The organism is Roseibium sp. M-1 (assembly GCF_054515675.1).
The window spans coordinates 646,606-663,147 of the sequence record NZ_CM137257.1 but is presented as its reverse complement, the minus strand read 5'-3'; the positions used below and the strand labels follow the sequence as shown (position 1 = coordinate 663,147).

11 protein-coding genes are annotated in these 16,542 nt (G+C 60.3%); 5 read left to right on the top strand and 6 right to left on the bottom strand.

Translation table 11 applies throughout. The features are described 5' to 3' along the window. Position 1: 1 nt before the first annotated feature. Genes tssM through ACX3M4_RS02990 form a run of 6 tightly spaced genes read right to left on the bottom strand, consistent with a single transcriptional unit; the run spans position 2 to position 10,965 of the window. On the bottom strand, positions 2 to 3,658 hold the full coding sequence (gene tssM, locus ACX3M4_RS03015) for a type VI secretion system membrane subunit TssM (protein WP_459357122.1): 3,657 nt from the start codon (positions 3,656 to 3,658) through the stop codon (positions 2 to 4). Between the two features lie 33 nt (positions 3,659 to 3,691). Continuing rightward, positions 3,692 to 5,338: a type IVB secretion system protein IcmH/DotU gene (gene icmH, locus ACX3M4_RS03010; RefSeq protein WP_459357121.1), complete on the bottom strand. Its 1,647-nt coding sequence runs from the start codon at positions 5,336 to 5,338 to the stop codon at positions 3,692 to 3,694. Beyond that, entirely contained in the window at positions 5,338 to 6,672 is a 1,335-nt protein-coding gene (gene tssK / locus ACX3M4_RS03005; protein WP_459357120.1) for a type VI secretion system baseplate subunit TssK, read from the bottom strand. Before tssK ends, icmH begins: the two co-directional genes overlap by 1 nt. Positions 6,673 to 6,728: 56 nt before the next feature. Further along, on the bottom strand, positions 6,729 to 8,471 hold the full coding sequence (gene tagH, locus ACX3M4_RS03000) for a type VI secretion system-associated FHA domain protein TagH (protein WP_459357119.1): 1,743 nt from the start codon (positions 8,469 to 8,471) through the stop codon (positions 6,729 to 6,731). Positions 8,472 to 8,493: 22 nt separating this feature from the next. Continuing rightward, positions 8,494 to 9,090 carry a DUF6931 family protein gene (locus ACX3M4_RS02995; RefSeq protein ID WP_459357118.1) on the bottom strand — a complete coding sequence of 199 codons (597 nt, stop codon included), beginning with the start codon at positions 9,088 to 9,090 and terminating at the stop codon, positions 8,494 to 8,496. Positions 9,091 to 9,138: 48 nt separating this feature from the next. After that, positions 9,139 to 10,965: a type VI secretion system Vgr family protein gene (locus ACX3M4_RS02990; RefSeq protein ID WP_459357117.1), complete on the bottom strand. Its 1,827-nt coding sequence runs from the start codon at positions 10,963 to 10,965 to the stop codon at positions 9,139 to 9,141. Positions 10,966 to 11,358: 393 nt separating this feature from the next. Here ACX3M4_RS02990 and ACX3M4_RS02985 point away from each other — a divergent pair, with 393 nt between their 5' ends. From ACX3M4_RS02985 to ACX3M4_RS02965, 5 genes are all read left to right on the top strand, one after another. After that, positions 11,359 to 12,078 carry an OmpA family protein gene (locus tag ACX3M4_RS02985; protein ID WP_459357116.1) on the top strand — a complete coding sequence of 240 codons (720 nt, stop codon included), beginning with the start codon at positions 11,359 to 11,361 and terminating at the stop codon, positions 12,076 to 12,078. Positions 12,079 to 12,185: 107 nt separating this feature from the next. Next, positions 12,186 to 13,469, top strand: coding sequence for a type VI secretion system protein TssA (locus ACX3M4_RS02980; protein ID WP_459357115.1), 1,284 nt, complete (start codon positions 12,186 to 12,188; stop codon positions 13,467 to 13,469). A gap of 273 nt (positions 13,470 to 13,742) precedes the next feature. Continuing rightward, entirely contained in the window at positions 13,743 to 14,297 is a 555-nt protein-coding gene (gene tssB, locus ACX3M4_RS02975) for a type VI secretion system contractile sheath small subunit (protein WP_459357114.1), read from the top strand. Next, positions 14,298 to 15,821 (top strand): type VI secretion system contractile sheath large subunit, encoded by a 1,524-nt coding sequence (gene tssC, locus ACX3M4_RS02970; protein WP_459357113.1) that lies wholly within the window; start codon positions 14,298 to 14,300, stop codon positions 15,819 to 15,821. A 205-nt stretch (positions 15,822 to 16,026) separates the two neighbouring features. Beyond that, positions 16,027 to 16,512: an Hcp family type VI secretion system effector gene (locus tag ACX3M4_RS02965; RefSeq protein ID WP_459357112.1), complete on the top strand. Its 486-nt coding sequence runs from the start codon at positions 16,027 to 16,029 to the stop codon at positions 16,510 to 16,512. Positions 16,513 to 16,542: the final 30 nt, after the last annotated feature.

The window sequence follows — 16,542 nt, the reverse complement described above, 5'->3', positions numbered from 1 at the left end:
CTCAGAAGCTCGTCGGGCAGCTGAAATCCCCGACTGCGGACAGGAAGAACGGGTTCGGGCTCGACCGGAGAGTCACCGTGAAGGCAACCTGCCGGCCGCCGAGCGTCTCCCTGACCACGAATTTGTTCTGACCCGAACTGACCCTGTTATCGCGTACGAAGCGATAGAAGGCCCAGTCGCCGTGGATTTCCCTGTTGGAGCGGTAGCCCGGTACATCCGGCTGGATCACCAGCACCACCCGCGGCGTTGCCGTGTTGCTCGGCCAGTCGAAATTGGCCGGAAGCGGCTCGATATCCGCGTTGAAACCCGGACCGCGCGTCACCTGCACTAGATTGCCGTTGACCTCAAGGCTCGCAGCCGTCGCTTCCTGAGAGAGCGCCCGCGGGACAACCTGCAGCCCGACTGATGGGAACGCGTTGCCGGTCGGGAAGAACGCCTGCTTGATCAGGTCCGCCCTTTCGAACTGGCGCAGGGTCGCGTTGGAAAGCCGGTCCGCCTGAGACACTTCCGGTTTCCAGCTCCATGGCCGCGTACTGGTATCGACCAGCGGCTTCAGGTTTTCGTCAAAGAAGCCTTGCATGATCCCGGACGGCGAAAACAGTTTCGCAAACTCGGTCATCGGCACTTCGGAGCGTCCGTTCTCGAACGGATAGTTTCGTCCGACAATGCGCTTGCATTGCTCGACCACCTGCGATTTTAGCTTTTCGTTCAGCTGAGTGATCGAGGTCTCCTTGAATTCCTCGTCGAACTCTTTTGCCGCCTGCAGAATGAGTTTGTCGAAGGGTATCGGGAAGCGCGTTGCGTTGCTTCGGAGGAGCGAGGCCTGGATCTGCACATTGGCATTTGCCGTCTCGCTCTGCAGCGGGTTGTTTGCAACGACCAGCAGGTTGTCGAGAATGTTCTTGAAGTTCAGAAGAAGCGCATCGATCTTTCGGCTGTTTTCGCCTTCGACCAGCACATGGTAGGGCCGGAAGTGATCCTCGATGGCCTTGCCGGGAATGATATCCGGACCGCCCCCGCCACCTGAAGAACCGCCGAGGGCATTCGAGATGCCACCGGGCGCAAGCACCTTGATCCCGGCTTCGAGACCGATGCGCTTGAGGCCGCCGGATGAATCCAGAACATAGCGCTGGAAGACCTTCTGCACGGCTTCCGACCCGGCATCAGTGGCATTGCCACCGGTTAGATTTCCGGCAATCCCCTCCGGAGTAAGATCCTGCGTCAGCAGCGTTTCGCGGCGGATGCTCTCCAGGAGCTGTACCAGCGGTGATGTCGGCGCCGACACCGCCTGCAGGGTCGTATAGAGAGGCTTGTCGTCCCGCATCGACTTGAACTCGAGATTACCGAGTGCCTGCTCCCAGGCATCGATGAAGTCCTGGGTGTAAAGCCCGAGAATTTCACCGGGCAAGGACTGGTATTGGCCTTCGAACGCATCCGACGTGCCGACGTCACCAAAGACCCATTTGTCCCGCTCGAGCTCCTCGCGGATACCGGCCAGATTGGGCAGGACCGACAGATGGAAGCCGGGATAGGTGAAAAACTTGTCGACCAGAACCGTGTCGAGCGTGTCGCCATTCCTTGTCTCGAACACGGTTTCCATGTCCGGCCCGCCGCGCTGCTCCGCAACCCAGTCTTCGCTGGCAAGACCGTTCGCCCGGGACTTCAAGAGTGCATAGCCCCGTTCGGCGAGACTGACACGGGCCAGCTCCCGCTGGACTTCGGCCACCAGCACACCATCAAGCTGGTTGGTGAGGACGTTGCCGCCATAATCGAGGTCGAGCATGGCGGCGATATGCGTGTTGAGCTCGTTTCGCAGCACTTCGTTTTGCGGCCCCGGAAAGCCTTGCAAGAAGTCGGCCCGGAACGAGTTCTTGATCTGCTCCTTGTCGATCTCCGGCGCATCGCCCGCGACCATCCGGTAGAGCTTCGCCAGATTGTAAAGCTTGTCGATGTCCTGTCCGCCCGGACCGGTCCTGTTGTCCAGAACGTCCGTCATCTGCTCCTCGATCCGGAGGATCAGCCGCGGCCGCAAAAGCCGCTCAAGACCGCTTCGATACGATGTGACACCGGCAGCTTCCAGCCGCTCGCGCTGGCTCAAGCCGAACTGTTCCAGGATCGGCGTCGGGTCGTTTCGGCTGTCATAACCGGCCGGAAGCGACTTCAGCCGGGAAAGGATATAGGCGGTGTCGTTGAGATTGTCGTCCCGGACGATCCGTTCCGCGAGCACTGTCTCGCCTTCGGCTCGCACCCTGTCGATGGCAACCGCAGTCTCGTCGATCAGTGCCCGGTTCTTGACGTAACTGATCCCCCACAGACTGCCGAGACCGAGGGTCAAGAGGACGATGGCCGCATAGGCAGCGACGCGTGTCGCGGTGGCAATGCGCACCGCCTGTCGGTTATGGGTTACCCAGCCCGCCTCTGCGATGATCACCTTGGTCAGGAGATCGCGCAGGAAGTAGCTCTTGCCCTGCCCCGACAATGCCGCTGCCTGGTAGGCGGTACCGAAAGCCTGGCTCATGGAGCCGATGACCCTGTCGATCGCCGTGCCGGTCTGGGTGCCGGAGGTAAAATAGAAGCCCCGCAACACCGCGTTCGGATAATACCGGCTAGGTTCGAAGATGGCGTTGAGAAACCCGGTCAACCGGTCCTTCAAGGCAGCCACCTGGGTCGGGAAACCATAAAGCATCAGCCGTGCGCGCGGATCGGGCTCTTCCTGAAGCCGGTCGGCCATCTCGTCGTTCAGGCGCTCGATCAGCAGATCGAATTCCGCTGGCGCTTCGGCGACCATGTTCTTCGTCTTCTCGCGCGTCTGGAAGGTCGCCCCCCAGACTAGGTTGCGCCGGGTCTCCGGATAGGAGCCGAAGAATTCCATGAAACCTGCAACGGTGTCGGCCTTGGTGAAGATCACATAGACCGGGAAGTCGATCTTCAGCGTCTTGTAGAGTTCGATAAGCCGGGCGCGGATGGCGTCGGAATGTTGTTTCAGCTCCGCCTCCGGCAGTGTCATCAGGTCTTCCAGACTGATCGACACCATGACACCGTTGATCGGCTGCCGGGGACGCGCCCGGCGCAGGATGTTCAGGAACCCGAGCCAGGCTTCGCGGTCGTGTTCGGCGTCGGAATCCTGCGTGGTGTAGCGGCCTGCTGTATCGATCAGGACGGCGGTTTCCGCGAACCACCAGTCGCAATAGCGGGTGCCGCCAAGACCTTCCAGCTTCTGGGCCTCGCCCTTGGCCCTGGAACCGGCGAATTTCAGCCCTGAATGCATCAAGGCCGTCGTCTTGCCGGCTCCCGGAGGGCCGATCATCAGGTACCAGGGCAGATCGTAAAGATAGGTGCGTGCGCTGCCGCTGGAAGTCTTCAGCGTCTTGAGCGCGTCCTTCATGCGTTCCGACAGGATCTGCAGGTCTTCGTCGCTGGCCTTGGGCTGAAGGATTTCCCGTTCCAGCTCGCGGTTCGCGGCAATCCGCCGGTAAATCCGGTAAACGGTCCAGCCGCCGATCGTCAGCACGATCAGACCAACCAGCAAGAGACGTACCCAGAGCGGTTCGAACGGACGCACGCCGGCAATGGCGAGGAACGGACCACCGAACCAGATCAGTGCAATCAACGCCAGTATTCCGAGGACGATTGCCGTTATTCCGAGCCAGAATTTCATCGATACAGCCTTATTCTGCGGTTGCCCCGGATATCAGTTGTTGATCACCAACCCCTTGGAAGGCGGTTTCAAGAACACCTCGACCCGCCTGTTCAGCGCCTTGCCCTCGCGCGATGTGTTGGGTGCAATCGGTTCTTCAGCACCGCGGCCTTCCACCTGGACCCGTTCAGGCCGCTGCAGGATCGTTTCCATCACTTCCGCAACGGCCTTGGCGCGTTCGACTGACAGATGCCAGTTAGTCGGGAACCGCGGATTGTTGCGGATAGGATCGCTGTCGGTATGGCCAACGACGAGGATTTCACCGTCGACACTTGTGAGCGCCTGGGCAACCTGTTCCACCAGAAGCTGGAACTCCGGACGGAGCGTTGCTGCGGCGACGTCGAACTGGGCACGCATGCGCAGCATGATTGCCGGGCCGGCCTGAGAAATTTCAAGGCCTTCCAGCCCGGACAGTTGCGCGGCGACAGTGTCGATGGCGGCATCTTCTGCCGGTGGCGGTGCCGGTGGCGGCTTGGGCTGATAGCCTTCGCGCGCAAGCTCTATCGGTCCGGTCGGATAGAGCGCGGTCGCCCGCCCCGCAATGACTTCGCCTCCGCTTGCCAGAAGCAGCATCAAGGTCACATAGCCACCGAGCAGGAGTGCGCCGGCAATGGCCGCGACCGACCAGATTGGAACGGAAAACCCCGTTCGCCGCTGCAGGAGTTCAAGGCCGCGCCAATGCGGCGACAAGTCATCGCCCGGCCGTGGCCGGACGCGCCTGAGGATCTCGTGCAGATCCCGGCGCTCGCGCTCGAGGCCTTGCTGACCGCCCTGGATCGCCCGGTACTTGCCGTAGAACCCGAGTGACAGGCATGCATGCATGACTTCCAGCACACCGTAGTTGCGGCCGGGATCCTGCTTTGCCTGTTCGAGCAGCTGGAAGAATTCTACACCGCCGACCGCCTGACCGAAGAACTGGGTCAGCATGGAATACTGGGTCCACTGGTGCCGACCGGCAGACGGCAGGTTCTGGACGATGTCGTCGGACGTCGCACAGAGCGCATAGGCCGCGGAGCGGATCTGATCGTCGGTGATGCCGGCGTTGCGCAGATCCTTCTCGAACGACTTGATCGCCGTGTAGACGTCGCGCATGAGCTGGTCGAATTGCGCTTCCGTCATGGTCAGGTGGAGACGCCCCAACAGCAACAGCAGCGGCGCAGCAGCACGGGAAATAGGATTGCGGTTGGCAACACGGATCCGGTTGATGTCCGGCGCATGCGCCAATTGACCTGTTCCCTGCCCCGGCGCCTGCCCCGGAGCGGGTCCGCCAGCCGGTGGCTGGCCCGGGAACTGACCGGGAGGCGGAGCGCCCGGAGGCTGCTGCCCGTAGCCGCCTGGAGGCGTTCGGATGTCCGGAGCCTGCTGCTGGCCGTATTCATAGCCGGCCGGTGTCGGTGCGTAGGGATCGCGGCCGGCACCCGGCCCACCCTGCCAGGGATCGCTGCCGCCAGAGGATTGCCGCGGCGGGGGCGGCGGCGCGGGCGATCGTTGCGGTGGCTGCGGTCCGGGCTGCTGCGGCGGCTGGCCGGTTGGCGGCGTTCCCTGGGGCTGCCCCTCGCTCCAGCGGCCGCCCGGATTGGGCATGACGATTGTCTTGCCCTTTCGCTTCGACACGCCAAAGGGGTCGTCACTGTCTGACATCAGCGGCCCTCCCGGACTGCATAGAATTCAAGCTGCAGGTCCGGCCAGTTGCCGGAGAACTGCAAGCCGATCGCCGAGTCCTGACTGAATTCGCGCCAAAGAGGCGTCGTCTTGTCCAGCCGGAAATAGACCCGGTCCGTCAGGGCGCGGATCTGTGCGGGCGGCACGGGCATGTGGATGAGCGGGATGCCCGGCAGGTTGGAATAAACGATCGGCCGCATCTGCCCGAAAGGACCGGCCTTGAAGAGACGCGGAAACTCATTCTGGATTTCTGTGAGCGGGCGGCGGGCGGCCACTTCGATGACGAATGTCGCCTGCGAGAAGAGATTGCGGTCGACGATGGTCGACTTGAAGGCATTGGGCGCGAGCTGTTCCAGCGGCAGACGGATCGCGCGCCTGTCGTAACCGGCCGACAGGAACGCCTGGATATCTGCCATCACCGGCTTGAAGACGTCGTGCAGCTTGTCGTGGTCATAGACCGGATAGTTGCGGGCCCGCCGTTCTTCCGTTGCGAAGGTCGCCAACTCCCCGGCAAGCTGCAGAAACTCCGAATAGAGCCTTTCGGGATGTACATAGGCGGACTTGCGCAGATGCATCAGCAACGGATAGGTCCGGTTGAGCAGTTGCAACGTCAGGTAATCGAAATTCTGCAGACCGCCCCCGGCGGACGTATCGGCTGCATAGCGGGCGAGTTCGCTCAGCTTGCGCTCGACCCAGCCGATGACGGAATCGGTCCAGCCGGAGACCACGGCATGCACATGACAGGCAAGAACGGGCGGTGCGAAGGTACCGTCGGTGATGACGATCCGGTCCTTGATTTCCTTGATCCTTGCAACCGGCAGGCAGACCTGACCCGGATGCGGAGTGGCACGGATCGAATACATCAGCCGCGGATGGGCGACGTCGATCTCCTCCTCCTGCCGGATGGTGGAAGTGGAATCGATGATCGTCTCGCGGCCCTGGAGATATCGCGTCGCGGAATCGTCGCGGCCATTGGCGACCTCGACCGCGTTCACCGTCGTCTCGGGAATACCCAGCCAGACGATCTGGCCGGCCGCATCTTCCGGTACGTCGATCGCGGGTGGCGGAGTGCCATCGGCGGGAAAGTTGAAGACGGTGCCATCCGCAAAGATTCCACGGCCGTAGCGAAGGGCGAAGCGGCATTGCTGGCCGACGTCCTGATCGATTTCAAGCTCGGAAAAACCCCAGGGATAGGGAGAGGCAAAGCGGACCCGCTCGTCCAGCAGATGCTCCGAATACCGGTCGCTCTGCTGAAGATGGTGGGGCCGCAAAAACAGGCCCTCGGTCCAGGCTACCTTGCTATACCACGACATTAAGGCACTGCTCCCGTTACGCTGTGGCGCTTGCGCGCTCTTCGAACTCAAAAAACCTAATTCATGCGGCCGGCATTCTGCTCCGGATCATCGCCGCTCAATTCTTCATACCCTTCGGTAAAATACTGCGTGAATAGCCCGACCACGCCATCGTCATAGGCACCGGAAAGGGAAGTCCAGCGCTCCTGCAGCCGGTCCCACAGCTTGGCCTTGTGATTGCCGAACGTGCTTTTCTCGACCTGGCCTGCAGCTTCGATCGATTTCGGTGACAGTTTTTCCTCAAACCGGGCGGCCGCCTTCTGCATGGCGGAATAGGTCCAGACATGGTGTTTCTGGATGTCCTTGAAGGCAGCCTGCATGGCTTTTGGAAGCGGCAGATATCCGTTTTCTTCCGCCCCCGGAGCCAGCATCGTCTGCAAGGCCATTTGGGGCGTTGGAGAGAATTTCAACGCGTTGTTGCCGCTGCGTGCAATCAGGGTACGGTTGGCATTGCGCGTCATCGCCTTGACCTGACTGCGGGCTTGCAACAGGCCCATCAGATCTCCGGTAATCCCCTGGAGCATCGCACCAACTTCACGTGCAAACTCCTCCTGGTCCCTGCCTGCAAGAATACTTTCCGGGATACCGGCTCCTTCGGCGAAGGCCTTTAGGAAATTGACCCCGGTAGCGGCGGCCGCAGGCTGTTCGGCAGGGCTGGCAACAGCCGGCGGAGCAACTGCAGCCGGTTCTTCAGCAACGCTTGCGAGCGCAGCGCTGGCCGACACGGCCTCGGGCAACGGCGCTGGCGCGGCCTTTTCGTTTGCAGGCGGTTGCTCTGCCGCGGGTGCGGATGGGGCGAGATCCCCATCAGGCACGCCCCATACCTGGTCGTCCGGAAAGGGAGACGCGGCAACGGGTTGTGGCTTCGAATGCGTTTCAGCTGTATCGGGCGTCTCGCCGGAATTGCCGAAGTCTGGCATCTGGAAGAGAGGTTCTGCCCCCTCTCCTCCACTGCCAGCCGGGCTGCCGCCGGAACCGGCGTTTGAAGACTGCGGAAACGGTGATGCAGACACCCCTCCTCCAGCCGTGCCGAAGTCGGCTGGTGGAGGCGCCGTATCCGGCTGCTGCAAGAAGGGCTGGTCGGCCAGGTGATCGAGCGGATCGGCCCTTGCCGGGCGAGCCGCCTCGCGCTCGGCATACTGGGAACCCGGATCGTAAAGCGACGGATCCGCAGTGCCCCACCCGTGACCTTGCTGGCTCCAAACATCGTCGGCTGGTGTGCCGACACCTGGAGCGCCGGAAGGTGGTGCATGCCGTCCTTCCATCCCGGGACTGGCTGCCCAGGGTCCGGAAGGCGCGCTGTCGATCGGATAGGACGACTGGGCAGAAGGAGAAGGCCCGGACTGGGACGGCCACGCGGGCCCGCCGGAGGCAAACGAGGGTGCAGGCGCATCCCAGGGCTGCGAAGCGGCGGCGGAAGATCCGGCACCGACCGCGGCCGACGCATTTTCCAGCGAAACGGCAATGATATAGTCGCCGATCATCAGCTTGTCGCCGGCCCGCAGTGCGTGCGCCCTGTCCATCCGGGTCGGACTGCCGTTCAGGAATGTCCCGTTGGTTGAGCAGTCATAGAGAACGAACTGTCCTCCCTCATAGCGGACTTCACAATGCTTGCCGGAGATAACCCGGTTGGGATCTGGCAGGCTCCAGTCCAGATGCTCGTGACGGCCTATGTCGAAGCCCCGATCGGCACAGCTGAAATGCAGCTGCCCGCCGTTCTCCAACCGGTCGACGTTCTCGATCTGGAGCGTTATGCGCATTCCAGGAGATCCTCCTTGGGCATCAGGACAAGGCCGGAGCCGGGCTGGCAACACTGACCACCGGCATCGACCCGCCACCCGCAAAGGACAGTCCGGCAGCCAGACATGATTTCAATGCATCCTGACGCTTCTTTGGCTCGACTGTGCCGAGGGCGATCAGGACGGCGGCATTGACCGCCTTGGCTGTCAGGTCATCCGGCATGTCAACCCTATGGTCGGGGTTTGGCGACAACGACCCGCCTGACCAACCCGCCGCGAAACCGATCCATACAGACGCGCTGTCAGCCCGGGCCGCTTCGGCTGCGGCATGAACGGCCGCACGAGCTTCCTCATCGCCTTCACGCACCCAGTTCTCGCTGAGTTTCAGAACCTGACGGTCGTTTTCGGTCTTGGCGCCGTCAAGTCCCGCGACGCAGTTCATGCCCCACCAGACTGCTTCCCGCTTCGGCAGCACATGCGCGAAATAGGCGACCGCAGACATGGGCGCCTCGCCGTCCTGAAGTTCCAGCGCATAGGCGTCCGGTGCAACGTCGCCGGCCGGTTCGCTCACCGTCTCCGACAACTCCGGATAAGTCTCGAACACCTGTCTTGCCCTTGTAAAGCGGATACGTGATCCCATCAGCTCTACTCCGTTTTCCTTCTTTGCCGCATTGTCGGGACCGCGGCATCAGTTGATCAGAACAAGGCCGCCTTTGAGCTTCAGCAACGCATCGCCTGTCACATTGGTCATCGTACCCTTGGCGTTCAGTATGGCCGAGGCCTTGATATCGATCTGGACCGACTCGATCTTGATCGAAGCCGGCGTCATGGTGATCTTGCTGGCGCCGCAGATGAACTCGATCTTGGTACCGGCGGTCACCTTCCAGTTCATGCCGATCTGCTCGGTCGTGTTCTGCCCGACATTTTCCGTGCGATCGACATCGATCTGCGTCTCGCGGCAGTTCATGACATGGAGCGTTTCGTTGTTTTCGATGACCGTATTCATGTCCTTCTGGGCATGAATGCCGATTTCTTCCTGGCCGACCGAGTCATCGAAGACGAGCTCGTTGTAACCGCCGCCGCCAACTGTCGAGTTGGACTTGATACCAGCCTTGTTCTTTTCGCCAGGCAGGCTATAGGGCGGCATGTTCTCCGCATTATACACCGTTCCGACGATGATTGGCTGATCCGGATCCCCTTCCAGGAATTGCACGATTACCTCCTGGCCGACTCGCGGGATATAGATACCGCCCCAGCTTGGGCCTGACCACACCTGGGCCACGCGCACCCGCCGGGACTGCGTCTTGTCGCGGTCCCAGTGAAATTCGACCATGATCTGACCGTACTCGTCCACATCGATTTCGCCTTGCCCCACGACTTTCGCCGTCTGGGCACCGGCGATGCGAGGCTTGCGGGTGACAGCAGGTGTGCGGAAGGGAATCTCGGACGCAAGGACATCGTAGGTCCCTGTGTAGGCCTCGCCTTGCGCTCCGCCGCCACCGGTCCGGTATTGTTCGGTAATGATCTTGTGGGTCGCACGGACGATCAGATGTTCCTTGTTCTGCGGTCCGTGCGGGTGGTCCTTGAGCGTGAACAGGCCGCCGGCATAGAAGCGCGGCACTTCACCGGCCGTTTCGATCCGCTTGTCGGAGGCTTGTTCGGCTTCCAGACGGATCTTGCTGAAGGTCGTTCCCTTGTCCTTCTCCGTATAGCGTCCCGGATAGTCGTAGCTCTCGAGGGAGCCGGCACGGTACGAGGAACCGGCGTCGCGATCCGCCTCGAGGGACGCGCTCGGCTTTTCGAAGTCATAGTCGTTGACGGCGAACTTTCCGGTCCGGAACTGGCGGGTCGGGATCCAGTGGTAGAGATGCTCCTGATCGCGCTGGCTGTCGCCTCCAAGAGCAATGTAGGGGATAGTGGAATCACCGGTGATCGGGCTGTAGGACGACTTGGCGTCGGCCAGGATCATGGTGTGCTTGCCGTCTTCATGCTCGAAGAAGTAGGAGATGCCGAATTCTTCCATCAGACGACAGCAGAAATCGTAGTCCGATTCCCGGTACTGGACGCAGTAATGGATCGGATCGTAGCTCTCCGTCAGTTTCTTGCGGTGATCGGCAAAATCATGCTCGCCAAGGACTTCCGAAATGATGTCGGGAGCCGTCTTGTCCTTGAAGATCCGGCAATTGGCATTCTTGGTCAAAAGCCAGTACCAGGGCCGCAATGTCAGCCTGTAGACATAATAGACATCGCGATATCCGAGCCATTTCGCGTCGGTAAGCAATCCGTCGAAATAACGGGTGTCGCCGTTGTTGGTGACGACCTTCACCGTCATGTGGGTCGCGATGGCCTGGTCGAAATCCAGGTCTTCCTTCTGACTGACGACTTCGATGCGGATCTCGAAGTCTTCGCTGAGACCTTCGTCGCACTCGATGGTGACAACGGAAAGCTCATCCTTGCCAAAGACCGATGTCAGCTCGGCCATCCGCTTCGCTTGTCTGAGTTGTCCTACGGCCACGAAAGCTCTCCTCGGAAATACTGCCGTTTCGGGGTACGGCAACCACATGGCTGCCTCGCCTCAAACCCTATGGCGCATCCGTCAAAAATAATGTGCTCAAGAACACAATTGTTGCAAATACTTTAGATCCCATATCTTTTTGTGACGCTGGACCGACCGGCACCTTACCGAACTGCCCTCAAACAATGCCGGGAACCACCGATATTTATTCAGCCGGTTCAGTAACGTCACCCCACCTGCTCTCCTCTTGCTTCTTCGCCACAAAAGGACATACTGACATCAAAACGCACTTTAGTGACTTTCGCCACACTAATATTCAGACGATATGGCACGATACATTTTGAAGCCAGTTCCGGCTACGCATTCGAACACTCCACAGGGAGGATAGAAATCGTGACCCTTTATATTTCCCATTCTGACAGGTCCAGAACCGCTCAGAACGCTTTCCGCCGCACACTGTTGGCAACCTCCGTTGCCCTCGCCGTGCTTGCCGGCCCGGCCTTTGTCGGTACGGCCACTGCACAGGACGCGACCTTCTCTGCCGATGAAGTCAGCAAACACTTCAAGCAGCTGAAGACCCGCTCCTTGAAGCCGGCCGGCGGCACAAGGGCGCTGTGCATCGGCACTCGCGACGAGTGCAATCCGTCCGGCAAGACCGACGAGGGAGGTCAGGTGGCCGTCACTCAGGAAGGTGGCGGCGGCGATGGCCAGGCCACTGAGGTGACGGCGGAAGAGACCCTCATCGTCGATCCGGAAACCAAGGCCATCGATGTCGGGTTCAATCTTCTGGTCTCCTTCGAATATGCCTCCGCGCGCCTAAGCCCGGCTGCTCAGGCAAACCTTCGCGAATTCGCCAAGGGAATCAGCGATCCCGAACTTGCCAGCGCAAAATTCGTGATCGAGGGCCATACTGACGGCGTCGGATCGGAATCCTACAATCAGCGTCTGTCCGAAGACCGCGCCCAGGCCGTCACCCAGTTCCTGATCAATCTCGGCGTTGGCCGCGACCGGCTGAAAACCGCTGCATATGGCGAATCGCGGCCGAAGGTTTCCGACGTCAATGATCCGGCGAACCGGCGTGTGGAGAGCAAGCTGGTTTTCGATCAGCAATAACCACGGCGTAAACGCTCCGGCCGGGTGCAGAACCGGCCGGAACGCAACAATGGAAGCGGCCTTTCCCGGAGGCCTGAAGCCGGGACGTGACTGGGGTGGGGTGCAGCATGAATTTCGATCCGGAAGTCTATGGCAGCGAAGTCGGCCCGGGTGCCGGCTGCGGACCGGACCTCTACGACACGGAACCCGCCTTTGCCGCATTGCTCGATTCCTGCGAGGAATTGCTGCCGGAGCGTTTCAGCGAATTTGATCGCTCGGAAATCGATTTCACCGACCTCTTCAAACAGATGGATGGCTTCCTGAAACAGTCCAGGGATCTGCGGCTGCTTATCATGGTTGCCCAGTTTGGCCTGCTGGCAGGACAGCTGCATACCTTTGCCAACGCCGTGCGGACCATCCGCAAGCTGCTTGAAGAGCATTGGCAGGACGTGCATCCAAGCGATGCGGACTTTGGACATATGGAGCGCATGGGTGCGCTGGAGGCGTTGAACAATCGCCCGACCATCACGCTGCCTCTGGAAGCCGCGCCGCTCCTGAAGACCCGCAGAAGCGGTCCGATCAGCTACCGCGCCATTCAGATCGCCGCAGGCACTGCGACGGCACGACCGGACGAACACACCATTTCACTCGGAGCTATCGAAGCCGCCCTGACGTCTGGCGAGCTGGAGCAGGACACGATTGACGAGGTTCTGAAAGATCTCGCCGACCTGCCCGAGGAGCTGGAGCAGATCGCATCCATCTGCACAGAAAAGCTGAAGGAAGGCGGCGCCAAGGCCGCGCCGCCGGACTACGAGGAGCTTACAACCCTTCTGAAGGCCATGAGCGCCGAGCTCAACGTCCGCCTCGGAAAGATTTCGCCCGATGAAGCGTCCGACGCTCCTTCGGAAGGTGCGGGAGAGGAAACGCGGACCGCCGTGCCGGGACCAGCCGCAAAGGTGGACATCCGCAACGCCGCACAAGCCAAGCTGATCCTGGACGCCGTGGAAGACTATTTCGCCTCCAGAGAACCGTCGCACCCCGCCCTCTTCCTCGTGCGTGAAGCACGGGGCCTCGTCGGCCGGTCCTATCTGGACGCCCTCAAGATCCTGATGCCGCGCCGGTTCGACGACATCGCCCTGCTGTTGGGCACCAGCGGCCTGCAATTGTCGAACGACAGGCTGGTGGAACTCAATGAAAACGACGACCGCGATCTCGGCGACATCGACGGTTTTTCCGTCATGGTCATCGAAAGCCGCAGCGACGCCATGAACGGCATTGCCGCCGTGAAGGGCTACTATACCGCGAACGAGCCAACAAGCCCGATACCCCTGTTGCTCGACGAGGCACAGAACATGAGCTCCGGCTCATTCACGGGCCTTCTCAACCTGTTCCTGCGTCCGGAAGAGGAATGATTCATTCACCTTCAGAAACGCTGGCATTCCCTAGAGTTCAGAGCTTCGTTCTTGACATAAACGGCCATTAGGTCCTCAATATTTAAGAGAAAAAACAGAAACCGGCGATCCTGTGACTGCGATCACTTTCCAATCACGATAATCGAAGTACATAGATATCAAAGAGACAAAGCGCAGACATAAAATTCAAACGACCAACAAGAAGCGCAGCGTGAGTATTTGACTAAAATTGACCTTACACATCTTGGGTCAAAGAAATGAAAGGCAAGTACAATGGCATCGAACAGTGGGCAAAGCTTTATTAAGCGCAACAGACCTCCGCGCGTCCATATTTTCTACGAAGATCCGTTTGATGCGGAACAGAAGGTCGAACTGCCCTTTGTGATGGGCATCATGGCCGATCTGTCCGGCGACAACCCTGGCGCAGAAAAGCCCGACATCGACGACCGCAAGTTGCTCGACATCGACATGGACAACTTCAGCAAGCGGATGGAAGCCATCGAACCTGGCACCTCCTTCACCGTGCAGGACAAGTTGTCGGGGTCGGACAATTCCAAGCTGAGCGTCCAGCTTCGCTTCAAGAGCATGGACGACTTCACCCCGGGCAAGGTTGCCGAGCAGGTACCGGCCCTGAAAAAGCTTCTCGATGCGCGCCGCAGTCTTGCCGCGCTGCGCACGATGATGGACGGGCGCGTCCAGGCCATTTCCCAGCTTGAAGAGCTGACACGGGATCCGGCCCTGATGCAGGCCCTTGCTCAGAAAATCGAAGCCGACAAGGCGAAAGCTACAGAGACTTCTGCTGACGGCGACGGTACGGAGGAGGCATAAATGAGCAACACCGAAACCAGCGCCCAAACCAGTGGCGCAGCTGCGAGCGAAGTCGCGATTGAAAAAAGCCCAGAGGAATTTGCCTCGATCCTGAAGCAGAACTTCCGCATCAAGAACGAGCAGGATACGGCCAACGCGCTTGTTGACAACGCCATGTCGACCTTCCTTGCGGAAGCCCTGTCCGACCAGGCGCTGATCAAGGACGACGTCTACGACACGATCGACGAAATGATCGCAAAACTGGACGAGAAGCTGACGGCCCAGGTAAACGAGATCATTCACGCCCCGGAATTCCAGAAGCTGGAAAGCGCCTGGCGCGGCATCGACTATCTGGTTCACCAGTCGGAAACCGACGCTTCCTTGAAGCTGCAGTTCCTGAACATTTCCAAGAAGGAACTGGCAGGCGTCTTCAAGAGCTACCGCGGTGCCAAATGGGACCAGAGCCCGCTGTTCAAGCAGATTTACGAAGCTGAATTCGGCCAGCTCGGCGGCCAGCCTTACGGCTGCCTCGTCGGTGACTACGAGTTCTCGTACGATCCGCAGGACATCACGGTGCTGCGCGGCATGGCCAAGATCGCGTCGGCTGCCCACGCTCCGTTCCTGGCCGCGGCCGATCCGCAGCTGATGCAGATGGACAGCTGGACGGAACTGCCGGCAAAGCGGGACCTGTCCAAAATCTTCGATACGGAGATCCACGCCCAATGGCGTACGCTCCGGGAATCCGAAGACAGCCGTTATCTCGGTCTGACCATGCCCCGCGTGCTGGCACGCCAGCCCTACGGCGCCAAATCCGACCCGGTCGAAGAATTCGCCTTCGAGGAAGAATTCGGCGAGGACAACCACAACAACTACGCCTGGATGAGCTCCGCGTATGCAATGGCTGCCAACGTCAACCGGGCCTACAAGGAATTTGGCTGGACGGTTCGGATCCGCGGCGTTGAAAGCGGCGGTCTGGTGGAAAATCTGCCGACCCACGTCTTCGAGACCGATGACGGCGGCGTAGATCAGAAATGCCCGGCAGAAGTTGCGATTTCGGACCGGCGTGAACATGAGATCTCGCGTCTCGGCCTGATCCCGCTGATCCACCGCAAGAACACGGACCAGGCAGCCTTCCTGGGTGCTCAGTCCGTCTTCAAGCCGCGCCAGTTCTCTGGTCCGGACGGAAAGGACGCAACGGCTTCGGACAACCTGTCCGCCCGCCTGCCCTACATGTTCGCGACCACCCGGTTTGCCCATTATCTCAAGGTGATGGTGCGCAACAAGATCGGCTCGACCAAGGAATCGGCACAGCTGCAGCGGTGGCTGAACGACTGGATCATGGACTATGTCGATGGCGATCCGGACAATTCGACCGAGGAAACCAAGGCGCGCAAGCCGCTTCGGGAAGCCAAGGTCACCATCGTGCCCGACGAGGAAAACCCCGGCTACTACCGGGCCCAGTTCTTCCTTCGTCCGCACTACCAGCTGGAAGGCATGGACATCGGCATGAGCCTGGCGTCCCGCATTCCGCAGGACGGAAACTGATTTCACGAATTGCCGGAGGGCGGCAGCCCGCCCCCCGGCAGGCATTCCGCAAGGGGTGCAGTCCGGCCCAGCCGGGCGGAGGTACAAACATGGTGCGCAAGCACCAAGGGGTTTGGACCGAGAGGTCCGAGGTAGTTGTCAGGAATAGCAGAGCATGTGCCAGGTAGAGGTTCCTGGCCGTCAACAACCAAGAGGATCTATTAAAATGGCTGTCGATTTTTTTCTGGAACTTGATGGTATCAAGGGTGAAGCACAGGACAAGAGCCACAAGGACAAGATTGACGTCCTTTCCTGGTCCTGGGGCGCATCCCAGTCCGGCACCACGCACATGGGCGGCGGTTCCGGTTCCGGCAAGGCACACTTCCAGGACCTGAGCATCACCAAGTATGTCGACAAGTCGACCCCGGTGCTGCTGCAGCACGTCTCCACCGGCAAGCACATCGCCAAGGGCACCCTTTTCGTGCGCAAGGCAGCCGGTGACAGCCCGCTGGAATATATCAAGATCGAGATGAAGGACATTATCGTCACCAACGTCTCGACCGGTGGCAGCGGCTCCGACGACCGTATCACGGAAAGCTGCACGCTGAACTTCGGTGAATACAAGTACATCTACACCGAACAGAAGCCGGACGGCTCCAAGGGCGCAGCTCCCGAGTTTGCCTGGGACATTGCGGCAAACGAAAAGAAATAAGGCTCCGGCCGACAGGGCTGCCGCGCTCAG

Bases quoted from the DNA above. Each gene is read 5' to 3' on its own strand.
- icmH (WP_459357121.1), bottom strand. From the start codon at position 5,338: ATGTCAGACAGTGACGACCCCTTTGGCGTGTCGAAGCGAAAGGGCAAG.
- ACX3M4_RS02995 (WP_459357118.1), bottom strand. From the start codon at position 9,090: ATGGGATCACGTATCCGCTTTACAAGGGCAAGACAGGTGTTCGAGACT.
- tssK (WP_459357120.1), bottom strand. From the start codon at position 6,672: ATGTCGTGGTATAGCAAGGTAGCCTGGACCGAGGGCCTGTTTTTGCGG.
- tssC (WP_459357113.1), top strand. From the start codon at position 14,298: ATGAGCAACACCGAAACCAGCGCCCAAACCAGTGGCGCAGCTGCGAGC.
- ACX3M4_RS02965 (WP_459357112.1), top strand. From the start codon at position 16,027: ATGGCTGTCGATTTTTTTCTGGAACTTGATGGTATCAAGGGTGAAGCA.
- tagH (WP_459357119.1), bottom strand. From the start codon at position 8,471: ATGCGCATAACGCTCCAGATCGAGAACGTCGACCGGTTGGAGAACGGC.
- tssM (WP_459357122.1), bottom strand. From the start codon at position 3,658: ATGAAATTCTGGCTCGGAATAACGGCAATCGTCCTCGGAATACTGGCG.
- ACX3M4_RS02980 (WP_459357115.1), top strand. From the start codon at position 12,186: ATGAATTTCGATCCGGAAGTCTATGGCAGCGAAGTCGGCCCGGGTGCC.
- tssB (WP_459357114.1), top strand. From the start codon at position 13,743: ATGGCATCGAACAGTGGGCAAAGCTTTATTAAGCGCAACAGACCTCCG.